This is a genomic window from Streptomyces sp. NBC_01478, from assembly GCF_036227225.1.
Lineage (GTDB): Bacteria > Actinomycetota > Actinomycetes > Streptomycetales > Streptomycetaceae > Streptomyces.
This window is the reverse complement of the sequence record NZ_CP109444.1, coordinates 5,906,412-5,925,917: the sequence shown is the minus strand read 5'-3', so window position 1 is coordinate 5,925,917 and position 19,506 is coordinate 5,906,412. Positions and strand designations below refer to the sequence as shown.

At 68.7% G+C, this 19,506-nt stretch carries 19 protein-coding genes; 10 read left to right on the top strand and 9 right to left on the bottom strand.

Features of this window, described 5'->3' with window-relative positions; translation table 11 throughout:
* Window positions 1-4 precede the first annotated feature (4 nt).
* Both OG223_RS26775 and OG223_RS26770 read left to right on the top strand, forming a co-directional pair.
* Complete coding sequence (locus tag OG223_RS26775) at window positions 5-1,216, top strand: MFS transporter (RefSeq protein WP_329253629.1); 1,212 nt, start codon at window positions 5-7, stop codon at window positions 1,214-1,216.
* Between the two features lie 133 nt (window positions 1,217-1,349).
* Entirely contained in the window at window positions 1,350-1,772 is a 423-nt protein-coding gene (locus OG223_RS26770) for a GlcG/HbpS family heme-binding protein (RefSeq protein ID WP_329253627.1), read from the top strand.
* A gap of 69 nt (window positions 1,773-1,841) precedes the next feature.
* Here OG223_RS26770 and OG223_RS26765 read toward each other — a convergent pair whose 3' ends face one another.
* Window positions 1,842-2,708: a GNAT family N-acetyltransferase gene (locus tag OG223_RS26765; RefSeq protein WP_329253624.1), complete on the bottom strand. Its 867-nt coding sequence runs from the start codon at window positions 2,706-2,708 to the stop codon at window positions 1,842-1,844.
* Window positions 2,709-2,902: 194 nt separating this feature from the next.
* On the opposite strand from OG223_RS26765, the gene OG223_RS26760 reads away from it, so the two are divergent.
* Together OG223_RS26760 and OG223_RS26755 are read left to right on the top strand one after the other, a co-directional pair.
* Window positions 2,903-3,538 (top strand): HAD family hydrolase, encoded by a 636-nt coding sequence (locus OG223_RS26760; protein ID WP_329253621.1) that lies wholly within the window; start codon window positions 2,903-2,905, stop codon window positions 3,536-3,538.
* Window positions 3,539-3,843: 305 nt separating this feature from the next.
* Complete coding sequence (locus tag OG223_RS26755) at window positions 3,844-5,544, top strand: globin domain-containing protein (RefSeq protein WP_329253618.1); 1,701 nt, start codon at window positions 3,844-3,846, stop codon at window positions 5,542-5,544.
* 16 nt (window positions 5,545-5,560) lie between these two features.
* On the opposite strand, the gene OG223_RS26750 is transcribed toward OG223_RS26755, so the two are convergent.
* From OG223_RS26750 to OG223_RS26730, 5 genes are all read right to left on the bottom strand, one after another.
* On the bottom strand, window positions 5,561-6,043 hold the full coding sequence (locus OG223_RS26750) for an NUDIX hydrolase (protein WP_329253616.1): 483 nt from the start codon (window positions 6,041-6,043) through the stop codon (window positions 5,561-5,563).
* A gap of 122 nt (window positions 6,044-6,165) precedes the next feature.
* Window positions 6,166-7,071, bottom strand: coding sequence for a LysR family transcriptional regulator (locus OG223_RS26745; protein WP_329253614.1), 906 nt, complete (start codon window positions 7,069-7,071; stop codon window positions 6,166-6,168).
* A gap of 228 nt (window positions 7,072-7,299) precedes the next feature.
* On the bottom strand, window positions 7,300-8,457 hold the full coding sequence (locus OG223_RS26740; RefSeq protein ID WP_329253612.1) for a cystathionine gamma-lyase: 1,158 nt from the start codon (window positions 8,455-8,457) through the stop codon (window positions 7,300-7,302).
* Window positions 8,454-8,945: a low molecular weight protein-tyrosine-phosphatase gene (locus OG223_RS26735; protein WP_329253610.1), complete on the bottom strand. Its 492-nt coding sequence runs from the start codon at window positions 8,943-8,945 to the stop codon at window positions 8,454-8,456. Before OG223_RS26735 ends, OG223_RS26740 begins: the two co-directional genes overlap by 4 nt.
* A 7-nt stretch (window positions 8,946-8,952) precedes the next feature.
* Entirely contained in the window at window positions 8,953-9,330 is a 378-nt protein-coding gene (locus OG223_RS26730) for a phage holin family protein (RefSeq protein ID WP_329253607.1), read from the bottom strand.
* Between the two features lie 48 nt (window positions 9,331-9,378).
* Here OG223_RS26730 and OG223_RS26725 point away from each other — a divergent pair, with 48 nt between their 5' ends.
* The 4 genes from OG223_RS26725 (at window position 9,379) to OG223_RS26710 (ending at window position 11,893) form a co-directional block, all read left to right on the top strand.
* Entirely contained in the window at window positions 9,379-9,696 is a 318-nt protein-coding gene (locus OG223_RS26725) for a cupin domain-containing protein (protein ID WP_329253604.1), read from the top strand.
* 196 nt (window positions 9,697-9,892) lie between these two features.
* The gene (locus OG223_RS26720; RefSeq protein WP_200691124.1) at window positions 9,893-10,105 is read left to right on the top strand and encodes a DUF5326 family protein; all 213 of its coding nucleotides are present in this window, start codon (window positions 9,893-9,895) and stop codon (window positions 10,103-10,105) included.
* Between the two features lie 393 nt (window positions 10,106-10,498).
* Window positions 10,499-11,356, top strand: a complete 858-nt coding sequence (locus OG223_RS26715; RefSeq protein WP_329265488.1) for an IclR family transcriptional regulator — start codon at window positions 10,499-10,501, stop codon at window positions 11,354-11,356.
* 99 nt (window positions 11,357-11,455) lie between these two features.
* Window positions 11,456-11,893, top strand: a complete 438-nt coding sequence (locus tag OG223_RS26710) for an SsgA family sporulation/cell division regulator (RefSeq protein ID WP_329253600.1) — start codon at window positions 11,456-11,458, stop codon at window positions 11,891-11,893.
* A gap of 288 nt (window positions 11,894-12,181) precedes the next feature.
* Here the strand turns inward: OG223_RS26710 and OG223_RS26705 are convergent, their stop codons facing one another.
* Complete coding sequence (locus OG223_RS26705; protein WP_329253597.1) at window positions 12,182-13,687, bottom strand: YibE/F family protein; 1,506 nt, start codon at window positions 13,685-13,687, stop codon at window positions 12,182-12,184.
* Between the two features lie 253 nt (window positions 13,688-13,940).
* Here OG223_RS26705 and thiC point away from each other — a divergent pair, with 253 nt between their 5' ends.
* Window positions 13,941-15,797, top strand: a complete 1,857-nt coding sequence (gene thiC, locus OG223_RS26700; protein ID WP_329253594.1) for a phosphomethylpyrimidine synthase ThiC — start codon at window positions 13,941-13,943, stop codon at window positions 15,795-15,797.
* Window positions 15,798-15,961: 164 nt separating this feature from the next.
* Here the strand turns inward: thiC and OG223_RS26695 are convergent, their stop codons facing one another.
* On the bottom strand, window positions 15,962-17,149 hold the full coding sequence (locus tag OG223_RS26695) for a M48 family metallopeptidase (RefSeq protein ID WP_329265486.1): 1,188 nt from the start codon (window positions 17,147-17,149) through the stop codon (window positions 15,962-15,964).
* A gap of 108 nt (window positions 17,150-17,257) precedes the next feature.
* On the opposite strand from OG223_RS26695, the gene OG223_RS26690 reads away from it, so the two are divergent.
* A complete protein-coding gene (locus OG223_RS26690; RefSeq protein ID WP_329253592.1) occupies window positions 17,258-17,407 on the top strand; it encodes a hypothetical protein in 150 nt (49 codons plus the stop codon).
* 613 nt (window positions 17,408-18,020) lie between these two features.
* Here OG223_RS26690 and OG223_RS26685 read toward each other — a convergent pair.
* Complete coding sequence (locus OG223_RS26685) at window positions 18,021-19,268, bottom strand: serine hydrolase domain-containing protein (RefSeq protein WP_329253589.1); 1,248 nt, start codon at window positions 19,266-19,268, stop codon at window positions 18,021-18,023.
* Between the last annotated feature and the right edge of the window lie 238 nt (window positions 19,269-19,506).

The window sequence follows — 19,506 nt, the reverse complement described above, 5'->3', positions numbered from 1 at the left end:
CCACATGCCTCTCGCGCTTCTGGCCCTCGCGATCGGGGCCTTCGGAATCGGTACGACCGAGTTCGTGATCATGGGCTTGCTGCCCCAGGTCGCGGGCGACTTCGGCGTCTCCATCCCTACCGCCGGACTGCTGGTCACGGGCTATGCGCTGGGTGTGGTGATCGGTGCCCCACTGATGACCGTGCTCGGCACCAAGGTCCCCCGCAAGCGGATGCTGATGCTGTTGATGGGCCTGTTCATCCTCGGCAACCTGCTCTCCGCCGTCGCCCCCAGCTTCTCGGTGATGCTGATCGGCCGCGTGGTCGCCTCGTTCGCCCACGGCGCCTTCTTCGGCATCGGCTCGGTCGTCGCGGCCGAGCTGGTCGCCCCGGACAAGAAGGCCGGAGCCATCGCGATGATGTTCACCGGGCTGACCGTCGCCAATGTCATCGGCGTCCCGCTGGGCACCCTCGTCGGGCAGTCCGTCGGCTGGCGGGTCACCTTCGCCATCGTCGCGGGCCTCGGCGTGATCGGCCTGGCCGGTATCGCCAAGCTCGTGCCCGACCTGCCCAAGCCCGAGGGCGTACGACTGCGGCACGAACTGGCCGCCTTCAAGAACACCCAGGTCCTGCTCGCCATGGCGATGACCGTCCTCGGCTTCGGTGGCGTCTTCGCGGCCATCACCTACATCGCGCCGATGATGACCCACGTCGCCGGCTTCGCCGACGGCTCCGTCACCTGGCTGCTCGTCCTCTTCGGCCTCGGCATGGTCGGCGGCAACCTCGTCGGCGGCAAGTTCGCCGACCGCGCCCTCATGCCCATGCTCTACGTCTCGCTCGGCGCCCTGGCTGTCGTGCTCGCGCTCTTCACGGTCACCGCGCACAACAAGATCGCCGCAGCCGTCACCATCGCCCTCATCGGTGCCCTGGGCTTCGCCACCGTGCCGCCGCTGCAGAAGCGGGTCCTCGACCAGGCACACGGCGCCCCGACGCTGGCCTCGGCCGTGAACATCGGCGCCTTCAACCTCGGCAACGCGCTCTCCGCCTGGCTCGGCGGCATCGTCATCGCGGCCGGCTTCGGCTACACCGCCCCGAACTGGGTCGGCGCCGCCCTCGCCGCGGCCGCCCTGGTCCTCGCGATCCTCTCGGCCGCCCTGGAACGCCGCACCAGCGCCCACGGCGCCGTCGTGGCGGGCGGCACACCGAGCGCGGCGCAGCGGGCCGCCGTCCACCACTGACCCCGCCGGGCCGGAGCGGGGAGACGCGGGGCCAGGGCCGTCCCCGCGCATGCCTGCCGGCCCTGACCGTCCGACCAACGCCGGACACTCCGACCAACACCAGAAACAGCAACACCCGCAAGGAGAAACCCTGATGAGCACCACCACCGCCGTAGCCCCGCTGACCATCCAGGACGCCGAAGCGCTCGTCGCCGAGGCTCGCCGAGCCGCGGAGGCCGCCGGGGTCACCGTGAGCATCACCGTGCTGGACGCCGGCGGTCATCTGCTCGCCTTCCAGCGGGACGACCAGGCTGTGCTGATCTCCGGTGAGACCAGCACCCGCAAGGCGTACACCGCGCTCCAGCTCAACGCGCCCACCGCCGACCTGGTCGACGCCGTCCAGCCCGGAGGCCTCTTCCACACCCTGCCCACCGCGCTCGACCGGCCGCTGCTGTTCATCGCGGGCGGCATCCCGGTGCACCGTGACGGCCGGCTGATCGGGGCGATCGGCGTCGGTGGCGGCGCCCCGACGCAGGACCACGGCTTCGCCCAGGCCGCCGTAGAGGCGGTCGTCTGACGTCTCAGGCCGATGAAACGCCGGTTCCCGATGAGGTCGGGAGCCGGCGTTCTCCGTGTTCGGGGACCGTCAGCCGGCCGCGACCGTCAGGGGAGCGAACCTCCGGGTCCAGTCGCCGGGCAACTCCGGGATGCCGTACGTCATCACGGCGTTGAAGGCGATGGGGGCGAGTCCGCGTTCCTTCGCCCAGGACAACAGGTCTTCGTGGCGTACGTCGATGTCGGTGCGCAGCGGACGGTCGGTGCGGGCGGCGAGTGAGGCCAGGAGGGCCTTCGCCGTCTCGGCGTTCTGTGCGATCAGCGGGCCCACGACCTGGGTGTCCATGTTGGGCCAGGCGGCCGCGTAGCCGATGATCCGGCCGTTCTCCTCCGCCACCCTCAACTGGTCGGCGAAGGCGGGCAGTCGTGTGATGAGGGGCGTGCGATCGGCGCCGAACACCGCCTCGTCGAGGCGCAGGATGCCGGTGAGGTCCTCGGCCGTCGCCGCGCGGGTGGCGATCCGGGACTCAGGCCCGGCAGGTGTGAAATGGCCGCGCAGCATCTCGGCACGGCCGATGACCTTGAAGCCGAGCTCCTCGTAGAGCGGGCGGCCGTTCGGGGTCGCGTGCAGGGTCAGTGGTGTGGTGCCCATCGCCGAGATCAGGTGGCGCATCAGCCGGCGTCCCACGCCCTGCCGGGCGTACCGCTCGGCGACCAGGACCATGCCGATGGCAATGAGATCCGGGCGGTCCTGTGGGCCGTACTCCGTGGTGACGCATGCCGCGACGAGGCCGCCGTCGGGAGCGTCGATGCCGTAACCCTTCCCGGCGCTCAGGAGGAAGCCCCACTTGTGTTCCTCGCGTGGCCACCCCCGGTCCTCGGACAGGTCGGCGCAGGCGAGGCGATCGCGGAGCGTCAGCCGGCGGATGGGCAGAGCGGCGAGGGAAGGAGTCGGCACGCAGGTCAGGCTGTCTGACACGCGATGTCGGCGTCCACCTGTTTCCGGTGAGACGTACGTGCTTTTGGCCATCTCGTGATCAACGACGCAACGCATCGGCAGAAGCCGGATGTTTCACGTGAAACACCGGCGAAGGCGAGCATCCGGCAGGCTCGCCGAAGGCGCCACAGGTCCTCCCACTAATCTCATGGCTCATGGCGAGACTTCATCTCTTCGACCTCGACGGCACTTTGCTGCACGGAACCAGCGCGCCCCTGGAGATCTCCCGTCAACTCGGCCTGGAGTCAGAGACGGTGGAACTCGAGCAGGAGATCTCGGCGGGTCTGATCGGGCCGCCGGAGTACGCGACCCGCGTGTACACGCTGTGGGCGGATCTCACCGAGGCGCATGTGGCGGCAGCTTTCGAGGGTGCCCCTTGGCTGGCGCGGATCCGTGAGGTCTGGGCCGAGATCAGGAACGCCGGTGAATACTGCGCCGTCGTATCGCTCTCGCCTTCCTTCTTTGTGGAACGGCTCACGGGCTGGGGCGCCCACGCGGCACACGGATCGCTCTTTCCCGCCGTACCCTTCACCGCGCCGTCCATGGATCTGGCCGGCGTCCTCAACTCCGCCGCCAAAGTGGTGATCGCGGATCGACTGTGTGAGGAGTTCGGGGTGACGCGGGCGGACTGTGTGGCCTACGGAGACTCGATGTCGGACAAGGACCTGTTCGGCGCCGTGCCCGTCTCCGTCGCGGTCAATGCGGATCGCCATCTGGCGGGCCTCGCGACCCACTCCTATGCGGGGCGGGATCTGTGGGATGCCTACGAATTGGTGCGCGGCGCCCGGTAGTTGAGGGAACCGATGGTTCGCCCCTCGCTCTGTTCGTGGGGGAGCGAGGCGGCATGTGTGTGCGAAGCACGGGCCGGTAGGGTCGACTCCGGTTCTTGTCCGGGGCCGGACGCCGCGTGAGAGTACTGCGGGCAATGTCACACTCTCGCCTTACTTGTCCGTACGCGGTGGGAATGTGGGTTGGATATGGCTGTATCGGCAGCTTGATCGAACGGGGAGAGGGAAGCCGTCCGCGCGGAAAGCAGACAGCTTCCGGCTGAGGAAGCGCGCAGACCGACCGAAAGATGTTCGAGGCGAGGCACACCATGGACGCTCCGACCACCGCGTCGGCCGACAACGGCCCGTCCGGCGGCGGCAACGGCGGAAGCGGCTGGTTCAGTCCGCGCAAGCAGCCGGAGGTGCCTCCGGGCGAAGAGCGTAGAACGACGGAGGGACGGGGACGGCGCCCGGCCGTGCTGCGTCCGGTCCGCAGGGCCGCGCTGGAGAGCAAAGAGCTTCCGCCCACGGAGAGTTCGGGCCCACCGGCTCCGCCCACCTCACCAGCTCCGCCTGCCCTGTCCACGCCGCCTGCTCCGTTCACCCCGCCGGTTCGGAGTGGCGACGGCGCCGCGTCAGATCCGAGCCCGTACGCCGCTCAGCAGGACGTAGCGCCCGTAGCGCCCGCACAGCAGCGAATACCGTCGGCCGCGACCGTCCCGCAACCCTCACCTCCCGCCGGGCCCGTGGCTCCCGCACCCGCGCAGACAGCGCCCCCGCCTCTCGCACCGCAGCCCGCCCTCCCGGAGCCCGCCGCACCCGCTCCGACTGTCGCCGAGGCTGCCACGGTCACCTCGGTCGCCCCCGTGCGCGTGCCCGCCCAGCGTTCCGCCGGTCCCGTCACCGAGAAGGCAGCCTCCCCGGACGCCGTACTCATCCGCCGGACCATGACCGAGGTCGGCCCGGTGGCCGACAAGGTCACCTCGTACTTCTACGCGCTGCTCTTCGTACGCCACCCCGAGCTGCGGTCGCTGTTCCCGGCGGCGATGGACACCCAGCGCGACCGGTTGCTCAAGGCGCTGCTCACCGCCGCCGAGCACATCGACAACACCGAGGTCCTCGTCGCGTATCTGCAGAACCTCGGCCGCGGGCACCGCAAGTACGGCACCCGGGCCGAGCACTACCCGGCCGTCGGCGAGTGCCTCATCGGCGCGCTGAACAAGTACGCCTCCGCCGTCTGGGACGCTGAGACGGAGGCGGCCTGGGTGCGGGCGTACACGACGATCTCGCAGGTCATGATCGACGCGGCCGCGGCCGACGAACTGCGCGCCCCTGCTTGGTGGCACGCGGAGGTCGTCACCCATGACCTCCGGACCCGGGACGTCGCCGTCGTCACCCTCCGCCCGGACCAGCCCTATCCCTTTCTCGCCGGGCAGTACACGAGCCTGGAGACGCCCTGGTGGCCGCGGATCTGGCGGCACTACTCCTTCGCCTCGGCGCCCCGCTCGGACGGGCTGCTGACCTTCCATGTGAAGGCAGTCCCGGCGGGCTGGGTCTCGAACGCGCTGGTGCACCGCGCCCGTCCCGGCGACGTCATCCGGCTCGGGCCGCCGGCCGGTTCGATGACCGTGGACCACACCACCGACAGCGGCCTGCTCTGCGTCGGCGGTGGCACCGGCATAGCCCCGATCAAGGCACTGGTCGAGGATGTCGCCGAGCGCGGCGAGCGGCGCCCGGTGGAGGTGTTCTACGGCGCCCGTACCGATCACGACCTCTATGACATCGACACGATGCTCCGGCTCCAGCAGTCGTATCCATGGCTCACGGTCCGGCCGGTCGTCGACCAGCAGGCGCATCTCCAACTCCCGGACGCCATACGGACGTACGGGCCATGGGGCGGGTACGACGCCTATGTCTCGGGGCCGCCCGGGATGATCCGCAGCGGTGTCGATGTCCTGAAGGACGTCGGCATCCCGGCGGAGCGCATACGGCACGACTCGGTCGAGGAGTTGGTGGCCGCCGGGGACTGACCCGGTGCCGGAGGCGTCAGCCCAGGTCGGGGGCGTGCATCGCGCGGACCCCTTCGATGTTGCCGTCCAGGTAGTGCCGTAGAGACAGGGGCACGAGGTGGACGGACGCGATGCCGACCCGGGTGAACGGCACTCTGACGATCTCGTACTCGCCGAGGGGCTCGTCCACTTCGGGGCCGTGTCGTAGCGCCGGGTCCATGGACTCCAGGTGGCAGACGAAGAAGTGCTGCACCTTCACGCCGGTAGAGGCCGCGTCCGCGCCGATGTGCTCGACGGTGTCCACGAAGCAGGGCACCACATCGGTGATCTTGGCGCCGAGCTCCTCGTACACCTCCCGGTGCAGGGCATCGACGACGGTGGTGTCCCCGGGTTCGACCCCGCCACCGGGCGTGACCCAGTAGGGATCGACACCGGGCTTGGTGCGCTTGATCAAGATCAGGGCGTCGCCGTCGAGGAGAACGGCACGAGCGGTGCGCTTGACCACGGGTCGGACGGTCATGGGAGAAATGTGGCCCGGCTGGTTCCACGTGAAACATCGCAAGACGTGACCTTGACGGTTCGGAGCGTGATGTTTCACGTGGAACCAGCGGGTTCGTCGTGGAGCGGCGGCAAAGTCCCTGGTCAGAACCAGTTGGTGGCAGCCCGCTGCAGCCACTCGTGGGCCCGGGCGATGTGCGGCATCGCGAGAGTGCCGGTGCGCACCACGAGGAAATACGTCCGCAGCGGCGGTATCGCGGGTTCGTGGAGCGGGACGACCTCACCGCGCTCCAGCGCGAGGGCGCACAGATAGCGGGGCAGTACCGCGAGCCCGGCGCCGACGATCGCGCAGGCGAGGACCGCGCGGAGGTCCGGCACGATCACGGTGCCCGGGGCGGCCGGGCGGGAGTCGAAGACCGAGGCCCAGTAGCGGGAGACGAAGGGCAGCGACTCGTGGACCTCGATCACGGGGAGGTCGTCCAGGGCGGGTGCGTCCTTGGGGCCGAGCTTCTCGGGGTCGAGTTGTTCCGCCCGGTGAGGGGCGGCGACCAGGATGTGCTCCTCGTCGCAGAGGGTTGTCGCGGTGAGCAGAGCGCCCCGCGGACGGGCCGTGCTGATGGCCAGATCATGATGTCCGGCGGCCAGTCCTTCCAGTGTCTCCTCGGCATTCCCGAAGGACGCGCGCAGCGCGAAGCCCTGGCCGTCCTCCCCGGTCAGTTCCGTGAGGGCGGGCAGCGCCCGCTCGGCGGTGAACTCGGGGGGACCGGCGAGATGCAGGGTGCGCAGCGAGGAGTCGTTGTCGGGCCCGGTCTCGGCTATCTCCACGAGGGCGTCGAGATGGGGCGCGGCCTTGTGCGCGAGTTCGTCGCCCATGGTCGTGGGGGTGACCCCACGGGCCTGGCGCAGGAACAGGGGGCGGCCCAACTGCCGTTCCAGGGTGCGGATCTGGGACGTCACGGCCGGCTGGGAGAGGCCGAGCAGGGCTGCGGCGCGGGTGAAGGAGCCGGCCCGGTGCACGGTCACGAAGGTGCGCAGCAAGGCCAGATCCATGGCACGCACGCTCCTTTCCCCGCCCTTCCTCCGGCCCCGGGCAGGGCCCAACTATAAATAAGTCGATAGGCCGCTGTCGCTACCGTGATTGGACACTGACACAGAGTCAACTAGCCTTGTGCGCGCGGTTCTTCGCGCGCAGAACCGAGGACGGTCCGAGCCACGAGGGGGGAGGCTCGGACCGTCCGTTGTGCGTATCCGGACACCGACCGGCGGTACGTAAAGCGGTCACCGCGCCGACTCGTCCAGCGCACGCAGCACATCGGCCAGCAGGTCCTCGGGGTCCTCGGCACCGACCGAGAGACGAACGAAGCCCTCCGGTACCGCGTCCCCTCCCCAGCGGCCCCGCCGCTCGGCGGTGGACCGCACCCCGCCGAAGCTCGTCGCGTCGTCCACGAGCCGCAGCGCGTCGAGAAAACGCTCGGCACGCGTGCGCGTGGGCAGCGTGAACGACACCACACACCCGTAGCGCCGCATCTGCTGCGAGGCGATCTTGTACGAGGGGTCGTCGGGCAGCCCCGGATAGCGCAGGCCCGTCACCTCGGCCCGCTCGCGCAGGGCCTTCGCGAGGATCAGCGCGGTGGCGTTCTGCCGGTCCACCCGCAACTGGAGCGTGGCGATCGAGCGGTGCGCGAGCCAGGCCTCCATGGGCCCAGGAATCGCGCCGACGACCTTGCGCCACCGGCGTACGGCGGCCATCGCCGAGGCGTCGGTTCCGGCGACGTACCCGAGGAGGACGTCCCCGTGCCCGGTGAGCTGCTTGGTGCCGCTCGCCACGGCGAAGTCGGCGCCGAGCTCCAGCGGGCGCTGCCCCAGGGGCGAGGCGAGGGTGTTGTCGACGGCCACGAGGGCGCCACGCGCGTGTGCCGCGTCGGCGAGCCGTCGTACGTCACACACGTCGAGCCCGGGGTTGGACGGGGTCTCCATCCACAGCAGCTTCGCGCCGTCGAGGAGGTCGAGCTGGGCGTCCCCGCCGGTCGGCGCGGTGCGCACCTCGATGCCGTACGCCGTCAACTGCTCGCGTACCAGGGGCAGTACCTGATAGCCGTCGTCGGGCAGGACGACCGCGTCTCCGGCGCGCAACTGGGAGAAGAGCACCGACGAGATGGCGGCCATCCCGGAGGCGAACACGAGTGTCTCGACGCCGTCCTGCCCGGGCGCCTCCAGCTCGCCGATGGCGCGCTCCAAGTGGGTCCAGGTCGGGTTCTCGTCACGGCCGTACTTGTACGGGCCCGTCGCCTCGCCCGGGAGATGGAAGTGCGCGGCGAAGACAGGCCCGGGGAGCGTGGGTTCGTACTTGACCGGCTCGGGCAGACCGGCCCGCACCGCGCGCGTGCCGTCCCCCGCACCGCTCCCGACACCTCCGGCTGTAGCGGAATCACTCATACCGCTCGTCCCTCCACTTCGTCACGCACCGCGGCGAGCAGACCCGCGCTCGCCGCCTCCACCATCTCAAGACACTCCTCGAAGCCGCCCAGGCCCCCGTAGTACGGGTCCGGTACGTCGAGGTCGTCGCCGACGGCGGGGTCGTAGGAGCGGAGCAGGTGGACCTTCTCGACGTCCTGCTCGGTGGGTGCGAGGCGGCGCAGGGTCTTGCGGTGGCCGGAGTCGAGGGCGATGACGAGGTCCAGGCGGGGGAACCAGGAGCCCTGGAAGCGGCGGGCGACATGGTCGGTCCCGTAGCCGTGCTCCTCCAGGACGGCGACGGCGCGCGGGTCGGCGCCGTCGCCCTCGTGCCAGCCGTCCGTACCCGCGCTGTCGACCTCGACCAGACCGTCGAGCCCGGCCTCCGCCACCCGCGCGCGGAAGACCGATTCGGCCATCGGCGAACGGCAGATGTTGCCGGTGCAGACGAAGCTGACGCGGTACGTCATCGCGCGCTCAGTCCCCCTCGGGCAGGACGACGTTGAGCGCCCAGGAGACGACCGAGATGATGAGGCCGCCCAGGACGGCGGTCCAGAAGCCGTCGACGTGGAAACTCAGGTCGAGCTTGTCGGCCAGCCACGAGGTGAGCATCAGCATCAGCGCGTTGACCACCAGGGTGATCAGACCGAGCGTCAGGAGGAACAGCGGGAAGGTCAGCACCTTGACGATCGGCTTGACCAGGAAGTTCACCAGGCCGAAGACCAGGGCGACGAGGAGCAGTGTCCAGAACTTCTTGAAGGTGCTGTCACCGGTCAGAGTGATCTTGTCGAGCAGCCATACGGCGACCGCCAGGGCACCCGCGTTGGCGATCGTCTTGACTAGGAAATTCTTCATGTGTCTGATCGTGACAGAAGAGATCCAATCCGAGCATGGACGAGGGCGATGAAGGCATTCCGGTTGGATGAACTGGAGGCGGAGCGTGCCGTCAACGACGGTGCATACCTCCAGTTCCTGCGCGAGAAGAACATGTCGGTCGGCCTGTACGCGCTCGACGCCGGTGAGCACGACCGGCAGCAGCCGCACAACCAGGACGAGGTGTACTTCGTCGTGAGCGGCCGGGCCGCGATCACCGTCGGCATGGAGACCACCCAGGTGGCGCGCGGCAGCGTCGTCTATGTGCCGGCCGGGGTCGCCCACAAGTTCCACCACATCAGCGAGGACCTGCGCGTGCTGGTGGTGTTCTCGCCTCCGGAGGCCTGACTCTCCTCCACCCGAAGCCTGACTCGCGTCTCAGGGTTCTCTAGGGGAACGGTCAGGGGAGGACAAGGGATGCGAGGCCCCCGTTCGACCTTCGCCCGCTCTAGCATCGAGTGCAGACATCAGAGATCCGGCACCCGTGCCGGACACCGACAGAACCCGGTAAGAGCGACGGGCGGAGAGGTACAGGACGAGGACAATGCGAGAGATCTTCGCGGGACTGCCGTGGTGGGTGAAGTGGGTCGCGGTGCCGGTCATCGCCCTGTTCGTGTTCGGCGGACTGATAGCGACCGTCCTGCACTTCCTGATCGGGCTGCTCTTCAATGTGCTGATCTTCGTGGCGCTGGTCGGCGGACTGATCTACGTCGTGCGGAGGTTCATGTCGAGTTCCTCCTCACGCAGCGACTGGTGAGGCCCTTCCGGGCAACCGGTGATCGGTAACAGGAATCACCGGTTCCCTCGGGCGGGGGAAGTTTCCCGGACAGGCCGTCTGCGGGCGGTGGCGGGCGGTTAAAGTCCGGAATTCGACGCGGGGACGAACCCCGCGGGCGGCGCACCCCCTCCCCGTGTTCCCCGCACGGGCTGCCTCCTCGCGCTCCGGGAGTGACCCTTGGCCACGGTTGACACCGCACCCGTAGAACCACACGCACACCCCACCCTGCCCGTCCCGCCCGTCCCACCGATCCCGTCCACGTGGCCGCGCTCAGTGGCGGTCCCCACTCAACTGCGGCCGGTGGCACAGCCGGGTCCGGTGGTACTCCCGCGCCCGGTGTCGCAGCCGAGTTCGGTGGCACAGCAGCGCCCGGTGGCGACCCCGCCGCAGCAGCGCTCCGCGACGGCCACCGACCAGCAGCGCTCCACCGCGGCCCTTGACCCGCGGCGCGACGCGACGACCACCGACCCGCCGCAGCAGCCTGGCGCCACCCTCATCGGCTCCGTCCAACGGGCCATGCGTCTGCTGGAGTCCGTCGCCGGGCACGGACACGGAGCACCCGCCAAGCAACTGGCCCGCGAGACCGGCCTCGCCCTCCCCACGGCGTACCACCTGCTGCGCACCCTGGTGCACGAGGGCTATCTCCGCCGCGACAAGGGGCTGTTCTTCCTCGGGGAGGCGGCGGAGCGGCTGAGCAGCAGCGGAGCGCAGGAGAAACGTCGCAGCACGATCGTCGACGCGCTGGCGCACTGGCGGGATCTGATCGGTGCGCCGGTGTACTACGCGATGTACCGCGACGGCGAGATCGAGGTCCTGTGCGTCTCCGACACCCCCGGCAGTCCGGCGGTCGAGGAGTGGGCGGACTTCCGTGAGACGGGGCACGCGCACGCGATCGGCCAGTGTCTGCTGGCCCAGTTGGACGAGGGCGTCCGCCGTGACCACCTCGACCGCTACCCCGTGCGGTCCCTCACGCCGTACACCGTGCGCGACAGCCAGTCCCTGGTGCGGCGCCTGGACCGGATGCGGCGGACGGAGCAGGTGGTGGAGCGTCAGGAGTACGCGCTGGGGACGGTCTGCGCGGCGATTCCGATCACGCTCGGCGCCACGGCGGCCACGATGGCCATCTCCCTGCCCTCGCATCAGGCCGATCGGCTGCCGGCCGCGGCTCGGCAGTTGCAGACCGAGGTCGGCAGGCTTCTGGGGTCGCTCGCGCTCTCTATCAGTATCTGAAAACTTACTCCTTGTGATCTAACGTGTACGTTCAGCAATATTCCATCAGTGTCACGGGGATCATTCCCGGCCATACGACGGCAGTTGACGGGATAGGCGATGCGCGAGTCCGTACAGGCAGAGGTCATGATGAGCTTCCTCGTTTCCGAGGAGCTCTCCTTCCGTATCCCGGTCGAGCTGGGCTACGAGACATGCGATCCGTACGCCGTGCGGCTGACCTTCCATTTGCCGGGAGACGCCCCGGTGACCTGGACCTTCGGCCGGGAGCTGCTGATCGACGGGGTGGGCATCGCGTGCGGGGAAGGTGATGTGCGGATCGAGCCCGTCGATCCCGAGACGCTGGGCGAGGTGCTGATCCGGCTTCAGGTGGGCGGCGACCAGGCGCTGTTCCGCACCGGCGCGGCACCGCTCGTGGCGTTCCTCGACCGCACCGACCGGCTGGTTCCGCTCGGCCAGGAGGGCGCCCTCGCGGACTTCGACGCACACCTCGACCAGGCGTTGGACCGCATCCTGGCGGAGGAACAGAGCGCCGGCTGAGGCGTTGTCACGGCGGTGGCGCGGAGGTTGGCGTAACGCTTCGCCACGGGTGCTGAAGCGGCTGGGGACGCTGTGAGCTTGAAGGTCACCCCGTGCGCCTGAAGGCCATCGTGCGCTTGAAGGTCACCCTGAGCCAGAAGTTCTATGTGCGGTGGGATTGAAGCCCCTGTGCGAGTCCAAGGCTTCCCTGCGCGCTGAAGACCCTCGTGTGAGCCCTGAAGAGCCCGCGAGGCCCGGAGATCCGCAGTAACGCTTCTCCGGGGCCGTACGGCGGTTCTCGCCGCCGCCTCAGTGCTTGCGGCGACGGCCCTTCCCGCCGCGCGCCGCCCCGGGCTTGGCACTCGGCGCCGGCTCGGCCGTACCTGACGTGGCCGTGTCCGCCGTAGCCGCGCCCGCACCCGCCGGAACCGCCTCGGGTCCTGGTCGGTCCGCCGAGACCACCAGGGCCGCGAGGGCCGTGGTGACCGGTACCGACGCGACCAGGCCGATCGAACCCACCAGCGTGCGCACGATCTCCTCCGCGACCAACTCGCTGTTGGCGACCGCCCCCACGCTGCTCTGCGCGATGGAGAAGAGCAGCAACAGGGGCAGGGCGGCGCCCGCGTAGGCGAGGACGAGTGTGTTGACGACGGAGGCGATGTGGTCGCGGCCGATGCGGATGCCGGCGCGGTACAGCCCGCGCCAGCCCATCGAGGGGTTGGCCTCGTGCAGCTCCCAGACCGCCGACGTCTGGGTGACCGTCACATCGTCGAGCACACCGAGCGAACCGATGATGACGCCGGCGAGCAGCAGACCGCTCATGTCGATCGACGGGTACAGCCCGTGGATCAGGCCCGTGTTGTCGTCCGTGTTGCCGGTGAGCGCGGCCCAGTCGATGAAACCCGAGCCCAGGACGCCGATCAGCACCAGCGACATCAGGGTGCCGAGCACCGCCACGGACGTACGGGCCGACAGCCCGTGGCACATGTAGAGGGCGATCAGCATGATGGCGCTCGATCCGACCACCGCCACGATCAGCGGGTTCGAGCCGTGCAGGATCGCGGGCAGGATGAAGAAGTTCAGGATCATGAAGCTGATGGCCAGCGCGGCCAGCGCCATGACACCGCGCAGCCGGCCCACCACCACGACGACCAGCGCGAAGATCCCGGCGAGCAGTGCCATCGGGACCTTACGGTTCACATCGGTGACGGAGTACTGCAGATCCCTGGGCGCGGAGGGCTCGTACGCGACCACGACCTTCTCGCCCTGATGCAACTGCCGTGACTGGTCGGGCTGCACGATCTCCGTGAACGTACGGCCCTTGTCCTTGCCGCTGCTGACCGTGACCGTGGCCTTCTTGCAGGTGCCGGCCGCCTCCTGTGCCGCCGAGGAACCCTCTGCGGTGGAGGTGTCCCCGGTCGAGCCACCGCCCGAGGCGTTCACCGACGCGCAGCTCACGCTGACGACCTTGGTGACCGTCGCCTGCTGTGTCTGCCGGTCGAAGCCGACTCCGGTGCGCTTGTGCGAGGGGGCCCCGCCGGGCCACAGCACCACCATCCCGACCACGACCGCCACCGTGAACGGGATCAGGATCGCCGCGATGACCTTCCGGAGGTGACGGGAGACGGGGGCGGCGGGGCCATGGCTGTGCGAGTGACCGTGTCCGCCGCCCGCACCGGAACCGTGCCCGCCGTCCCCGTGGGAACCGTGGTCGTCCCCGGACCCGGAGCCGTGGTCGCCTCCCGAGCCGTGGCCGTGGTCGTGGCCATGCGGCGGCCCGGTCGGCGGGTACGGGGGCTGCTGTGTCGTGGTCACCGCCCGATCATCGCAAGAACGCCGGAGGCCCACTGTTCACCGCGTCACTTATGGCGCTAGCGTGGAGGCACCTTTGCACACGCGGGAGCTCGGAGCACCGGGCTGAGAGGGCGCTGACCTTCGTCTCTGCGATGTTTCACGGGAAACGTCACCTGAATCGAGTGATGTTTCACATGAAACATCGGCTGACGGAAGCCGCTGCGTCGACCGCCGAACCTGTTACCGGGTAATGCCGGCGTAGGGAGTAGGTCTCATGACCAACAAGGACGCACGCACGTCTGCCGTCAGCCAGGACGAACAGCCCATTTCGGGCGAGGAGTCGGCGCGGGCCGAGCAGCAGACGGGGGCCGATCAGCCCCCGGAGGCCGGGAAGTCCATCGGCTGGCACAAGGGGTACGTCGCGGGCTCGCGCCCCGATCTGCGAGTACCGGTCCGTCAGGTGCACCTCACCAATGGGCAGTCGGTGACGCTGTACGACACCTCCGGCCCGTACACCGATCCGCTCGTCGACACCGACGTCCGCAGGGGACTGGCGCCGCTGCGGGAGAACTGGATCATCGCCCGCGGCGACACCGAGGAGTACGCGGGCCGTCCCGTCCGCCCCGAGGACGACGGGATCAAGCACACCTCGCCGCGCGGCGGACTGCGCAACCTCGACGCGGTCTTCCCTGGGCGGCCACGTCAGCCGCGGCGCGGACGGGACGGCGTGGCGGTCACGCAACTCGCCTACGCGCGACGGGGCGAGGTCACGCCCGAGATGGAGTTCGTGGCCGTACGGGAGAACGTTTCGCCCGAAGTGGTCCGGGAGGAGATCGCGGCGGGGCGTGCGGTGCTGCCGGCCAACGTGAACCATCCGGAGATCGAGCCGATGATCATCGGCAAGCGGTTCCTGGTGAAGGTCAACGCCAACATCGGCAATTCCGCGGTCACTTCCTCGATCGAGGAGGAGGTCGAGAAGATGACCTGGGCGACCCGCTGGGGCGCCGACACGGTCATGGACCTGTCGACCGGCCGCAACATCCACACCACCCGCGAGTGGGTGCTGCGCAACTCCCCCGTCCCCATCGGCACGGTGCCGCTCTACCAGGCGCTCGAAAAGGTCGACGGCCGTGCCGAGGAGCTGACCTGGGAGATCTACAAGGACACGGTCCTCGAACAGGCCGAACAGGGCGTGGACTACATGACCGTCCACGCGGGCGTACGGCTGCCGTTCGTACCGCTGACGGCGAACCGCAAGACGGGCATCGTCTCGCGCGGCGGCTCGATCATGGCGGCCTGGTGTCTGGCGCACCACAAGGAGTCGTTCCTGTACGAGAACTTCGAGGAGCTGTGCGAGATCCTCGCCGCCTACGACGTCACGTACTCGCTCGGCGACGGCCTGCGGCCCGGTTCGATCGCGGACGCCAACGACGAGGCGCAGTTCGCGGAGTTGCGGACGCTCGGGGAACTCAACACGATCGCGAAGCGTTTCAACGTACAGACCATGATCGAGGGCCCGGGGCATGTCCCGATGCACAAGATCAAGGAGAACATCGACCTTCAGCAGGAGATCTGTGATGAAGCTCCGTTCTATACGCTCGGCCCGCTGACGACGGACGTCGCGCCGGCGTACGACCACATCACTTCCGGCATCGGTGCCGCGATGATCGCCTGGTGGGGCACGGCCATGCTCTGCTATGTCACGCCCAAGGAGCACTTGGGCCTGCCCAATCGTGACGACGTCAAGACCGGCGTCATCACCTACAAGATCGCCGCCCACGCAGCCGACCTCGCCAAGGGGCACCCAGGTGCGCAGGAGTGGGACGACGCGCTGTCCGACGCCCGCTTCGAGTTCCGCTGGGAGGACCAGTTCAATCTGGCCCTCGACCCGGACACGGCACGGGAGTTCCACGACGAGACGCTTCCGGCGGAGCCGGCCAAGACGGCGCACTTCTGCTCGATGTGCGGGCCGAAGTTCTGCTCGATGAAGATCAGCCAAAGCATCACAGCGCAGTTCGGCGGTACGGCGGCCGCCGGGGCGACGGCGGAGGAGGTTGCCGAGGGGATGCTGCAGAAGTCGAAGGAGTTCGCGGCCAGCGGGGGCCGGGTGTACTTGCCGCTGGCGGACTGAGCGGAGCGGCCACCGGACGGGCCCGTGGCTCATGGGGAGCCGCGGGCCGGTCACCAGCCGCTGTTGATCGAATGAGCCGTTGTTGATCGGCCCAGTGGTCGCTCGTTCGTCTTCCGAAGAGACCTCGAACCCGGCCGCATTCTCCACCCTCATGAATGACGCCCTCAGGACACGATGCGCTGTGCCTCATGGGTGATCGGCCGTGGGGCGGAGTCGTCGGTTGTGGTGCAGGAGTCTCGCAGGCCCAACGGATCCCAGAGAACGAGAACGCACGTACATGCCATGAACACGGCCGCCCGTTTCAGCGCGCGGTCTCTCCGCGTCCCGGAGCGCACCGGTCTGTATCGGTGAATGACGAAATTCTTGCTGGGGGTTGAGCTGGATGCCACCGCCATCACGAGGGCGGCCGGATAGATGATGAGTGTCTGGGCCCAACTCACCCAGCCGCAACCCTGCATGGTGAAAATCATGATCAGGCTGATGAGCGTGGTCAGGAAGGAAGTGATCAGCAGGAACAGCGTCATCATGTCGTCGCCGAACATGCCGACGGGGGCGGAACGTCGGTGGCAGGCCACTGCTGCGCAGCGCTGCTCCCAGGTCGGATGCGTATGCCAGATGCCGATGACCTCTCTGGCTCGCGCCCGCAGGACATTCCCGAGCCGTCCCGCCATCGTCTGGTTCGGTGCCGGCGTCGAGGCTTCCGCTTCCCAGACAGCGGGATCGGCGCCCCAACCTGCCGCGTCGAAATCCGCGTACAGTTCGCGCTTCCGCAATAACTCGGTGTACATCAGGTACGGCTGAGCCAAGAACAGCAGCCCGTAGAGCCAGAACTTCACGGTCGTCGTTGCCGCCTGGTCCAGTCCCATAAGCCATTCCCCGTACCCGACACACGGTACGAATACGAAGGTGGAAACCCGGCAAATGGCCAGGCCGGCGTAGGCGATCTGCACATCATGGTTACGTATGTGGGCCAGTTCGTGCAGTATCACCGCCTCGAAGGCCTTGGGATCCTGTTCCCGTCTGAACAGCAGGCCGGCGTGCAGGCACACGGTGTACTGGGCGGCTCGGCCGAAGACCACCGCTCCGGCGGTCATGGCCAGGCTGTCGAGCACGAACCGAGGAGGACGGCGGATTCCTGCGCGGTTCGTCAATTCCAGTAATTCCGGCATGAGTTCGCTCGGCACCTCGACGAGCCGGCCGCCTCGACTTCGCCATGTCGGTATCCACCAGTAGAGCGCGAATGAGGCAAGCAGTACAGATCCTGTGCCGATCAGTGCACCAGCCATGACCTTTGACGGTGAATCAACGAATTCTTCTGCCAGACCGCCGAACAGCAGCACGCAGGGCAGCATCGTGACCACCAGCAGTACTACGAAGCGCCGCGTCGTTCCGGCGCTCCTCTCCGTTCTGTAATCGGAGTGGCTCACCGTGGTACCGGCTCAAGGCGTCTGGCTTGTGGCTTGCTCGGAGCCGCGGAGATCTTCGGCGGACTCCCGGGCGAGACGCGATACGACCGCGTCGGCGAGTTGCTCAGCGGCGATCTCGTCGAGCCCCGCCACTTGTGCTCGCTCCCGTACGCGCTGATGCACGGTATTGATCTGCTGTGGTGACAACGACGGCATGGGGCGCGAAGGCTCGGGGCTCCGTCTGAGCACGCGACGTGAGACGCTCCGTGCCCGGACAATGGCGCTGTCGGTGGCCGCACCGGTCGCTCGGCGTGCAGCCTCGTCGACAACCAGCCACACGACAGGGGAAACCAGGGCGGCGACCTCTGTGAAGCCAAAGCCGAGCGGATCGCGGCGCACTTTACGAGGGTTCAGGAGGCGGGAGACTCCGGCGTCGTCACGGGCCGACAGAACTCCATCGAGTATCGGCAATTCCTGTGGTGCCGCTTTGGCGACTATGTCCCTGACCGTCGAGCGTAATGTGCTGTGTGCCATTTCGTCCCTGTACCCGTGCTGCTGCCTGGACGCGCCCGAACTGAGCGCCTGCCGGCAGAGGCTATCGCCTTGCCGCGGCACGGAGTTCTGCTTTGTTCGGATCGGCGGAGCGCGATGTGACAGCCGGGCGCGGGCCTGGGGGTTGCTGCTGAGTCAGGTCTGAAGCCGTCCTCGATGAAGACCGCCCAGGACATCCGCTGGCGTACTTGCCGATTGCCGACTGCCCAACGCCGACTGCCCAACGCCGACCGGCGACGGTCGATTGTCGACGGCCGGACACGGCCTAGCTCTCCGGTGAACCCTTGGCCGGTCGGTCGCACAGGGCGTGGTCGACGAGGGTGCCGGTGGCGCGGTTGAGGGCCGTGAGGTCCGGCGGCGCGGTGGTGGTCGTGATGGAGACGGTCGCCGCGCGGCGGCCGTCCGCGCTCACCGCGGGGCGGGTGTTGACGCCCGCTCCATCGCCTTCGTGGGTGTAGTAGAAACCGCCGCAGGAGAGCGGGATCCTGCGCAGGCCGAGGCCGTAGGTGCCCTCGGGCATCTCGGCCACGTCCTCCGGGTCGTCGGTCCTGGCCACGGTCTGCCGCATCTCGCGCCACTGGGCGGCGGGGAGCAACCGGCCGCCGACCAGGGCGCGGAAAAAGGTGTTCAGGTCGGCGGTGGTGCTCACCACACCGGAGTCCGCGGTGTGCTGGAGGCTGTGATCGGTGACGTCGAGACGCTTGCCGTCGGCGGTCGTCAGGTAGGCGTCCACGTGCGGGTCGGGCAGGAACGGGTTGAGCCCGGGGACGGAGGTGTCGCGCAGTCCGAGCTTCGCGACGATCCGGTGGGTGACCAGGTCCTGCCAGCTCGCGCCCCCGGCCTTCTCGGCGATCATCCCGGCCAGCAGGTAGTTGGTGTTGGAGTACGCCCACCGGGTGGCCCCGCCCGGCCGCGGTACGAACAGCGGGCGGTGCTTCATCGCGACCGCGACCATGTCCGCCGCCGGGGTGGCGTCGTAGCGGATCTCGTCGAAGTGGTTGAGCAGGCGGTCCTGGATCTCCGGGTCGTCGATGTAGTCGTAGAGGCCGCTGGTCTGGCGGAGCAGGTCGCGGACGGTGATGCGGCGGCCGTCGTTGCCGTTGCCCGTGACGACTCTCGGCAGCCAGTGCTCGACGGTGTCGTCGAGTGACAGCCGCTTCTCCGCGACGAGTTGGAGGACGACGGTCGCCACGAACGTCTTCGTCGTGCTCGCCACGCGGAAGTGCGCGTTCCAGGGGATCGGGTCCGAGGCGCCGGCCGTGCGGGTGCCGATGCGTGCCATGAGGGGTGCGCCGTCCGGTCCGTCGACCCTGGCCAGCACGTTCACATCGCCGCCGCCGGCCTTCCGTACGGCTGCCAGGTCCTGGCGGAGCACGGTCTCGTCGTACGTGTGGGAGGGGTGCCTCGGCACCGGGGGTCCTGTGGTGGCGGTCGCGGCCACGGGTGAGCCCAGGGCGAGCAGGGCTGCTGCCAGTACGGCGGCTCCGGTCTTCCTCGATGACGGCATCTGCATGGTCGGATCCCCCGGTGCTCTGCGTCTGCGTTCTGATCGGTGACGATCTCCAGCCAACCGGATCCGGGCGCGGGGGAGGATGGGGCTACCCTCCGAATGCGGGGTCGAGGTAGCCCCCTACGAGCCCAACGGGGCGAACGCCACTGGACGTCGTAACGGAGTGGACGTTGTAACGGGCGTGGACGCCGTAACGGAAGAGACAAGATCACGTGGGGTCCGATCAAGGTCTCTACGCTGC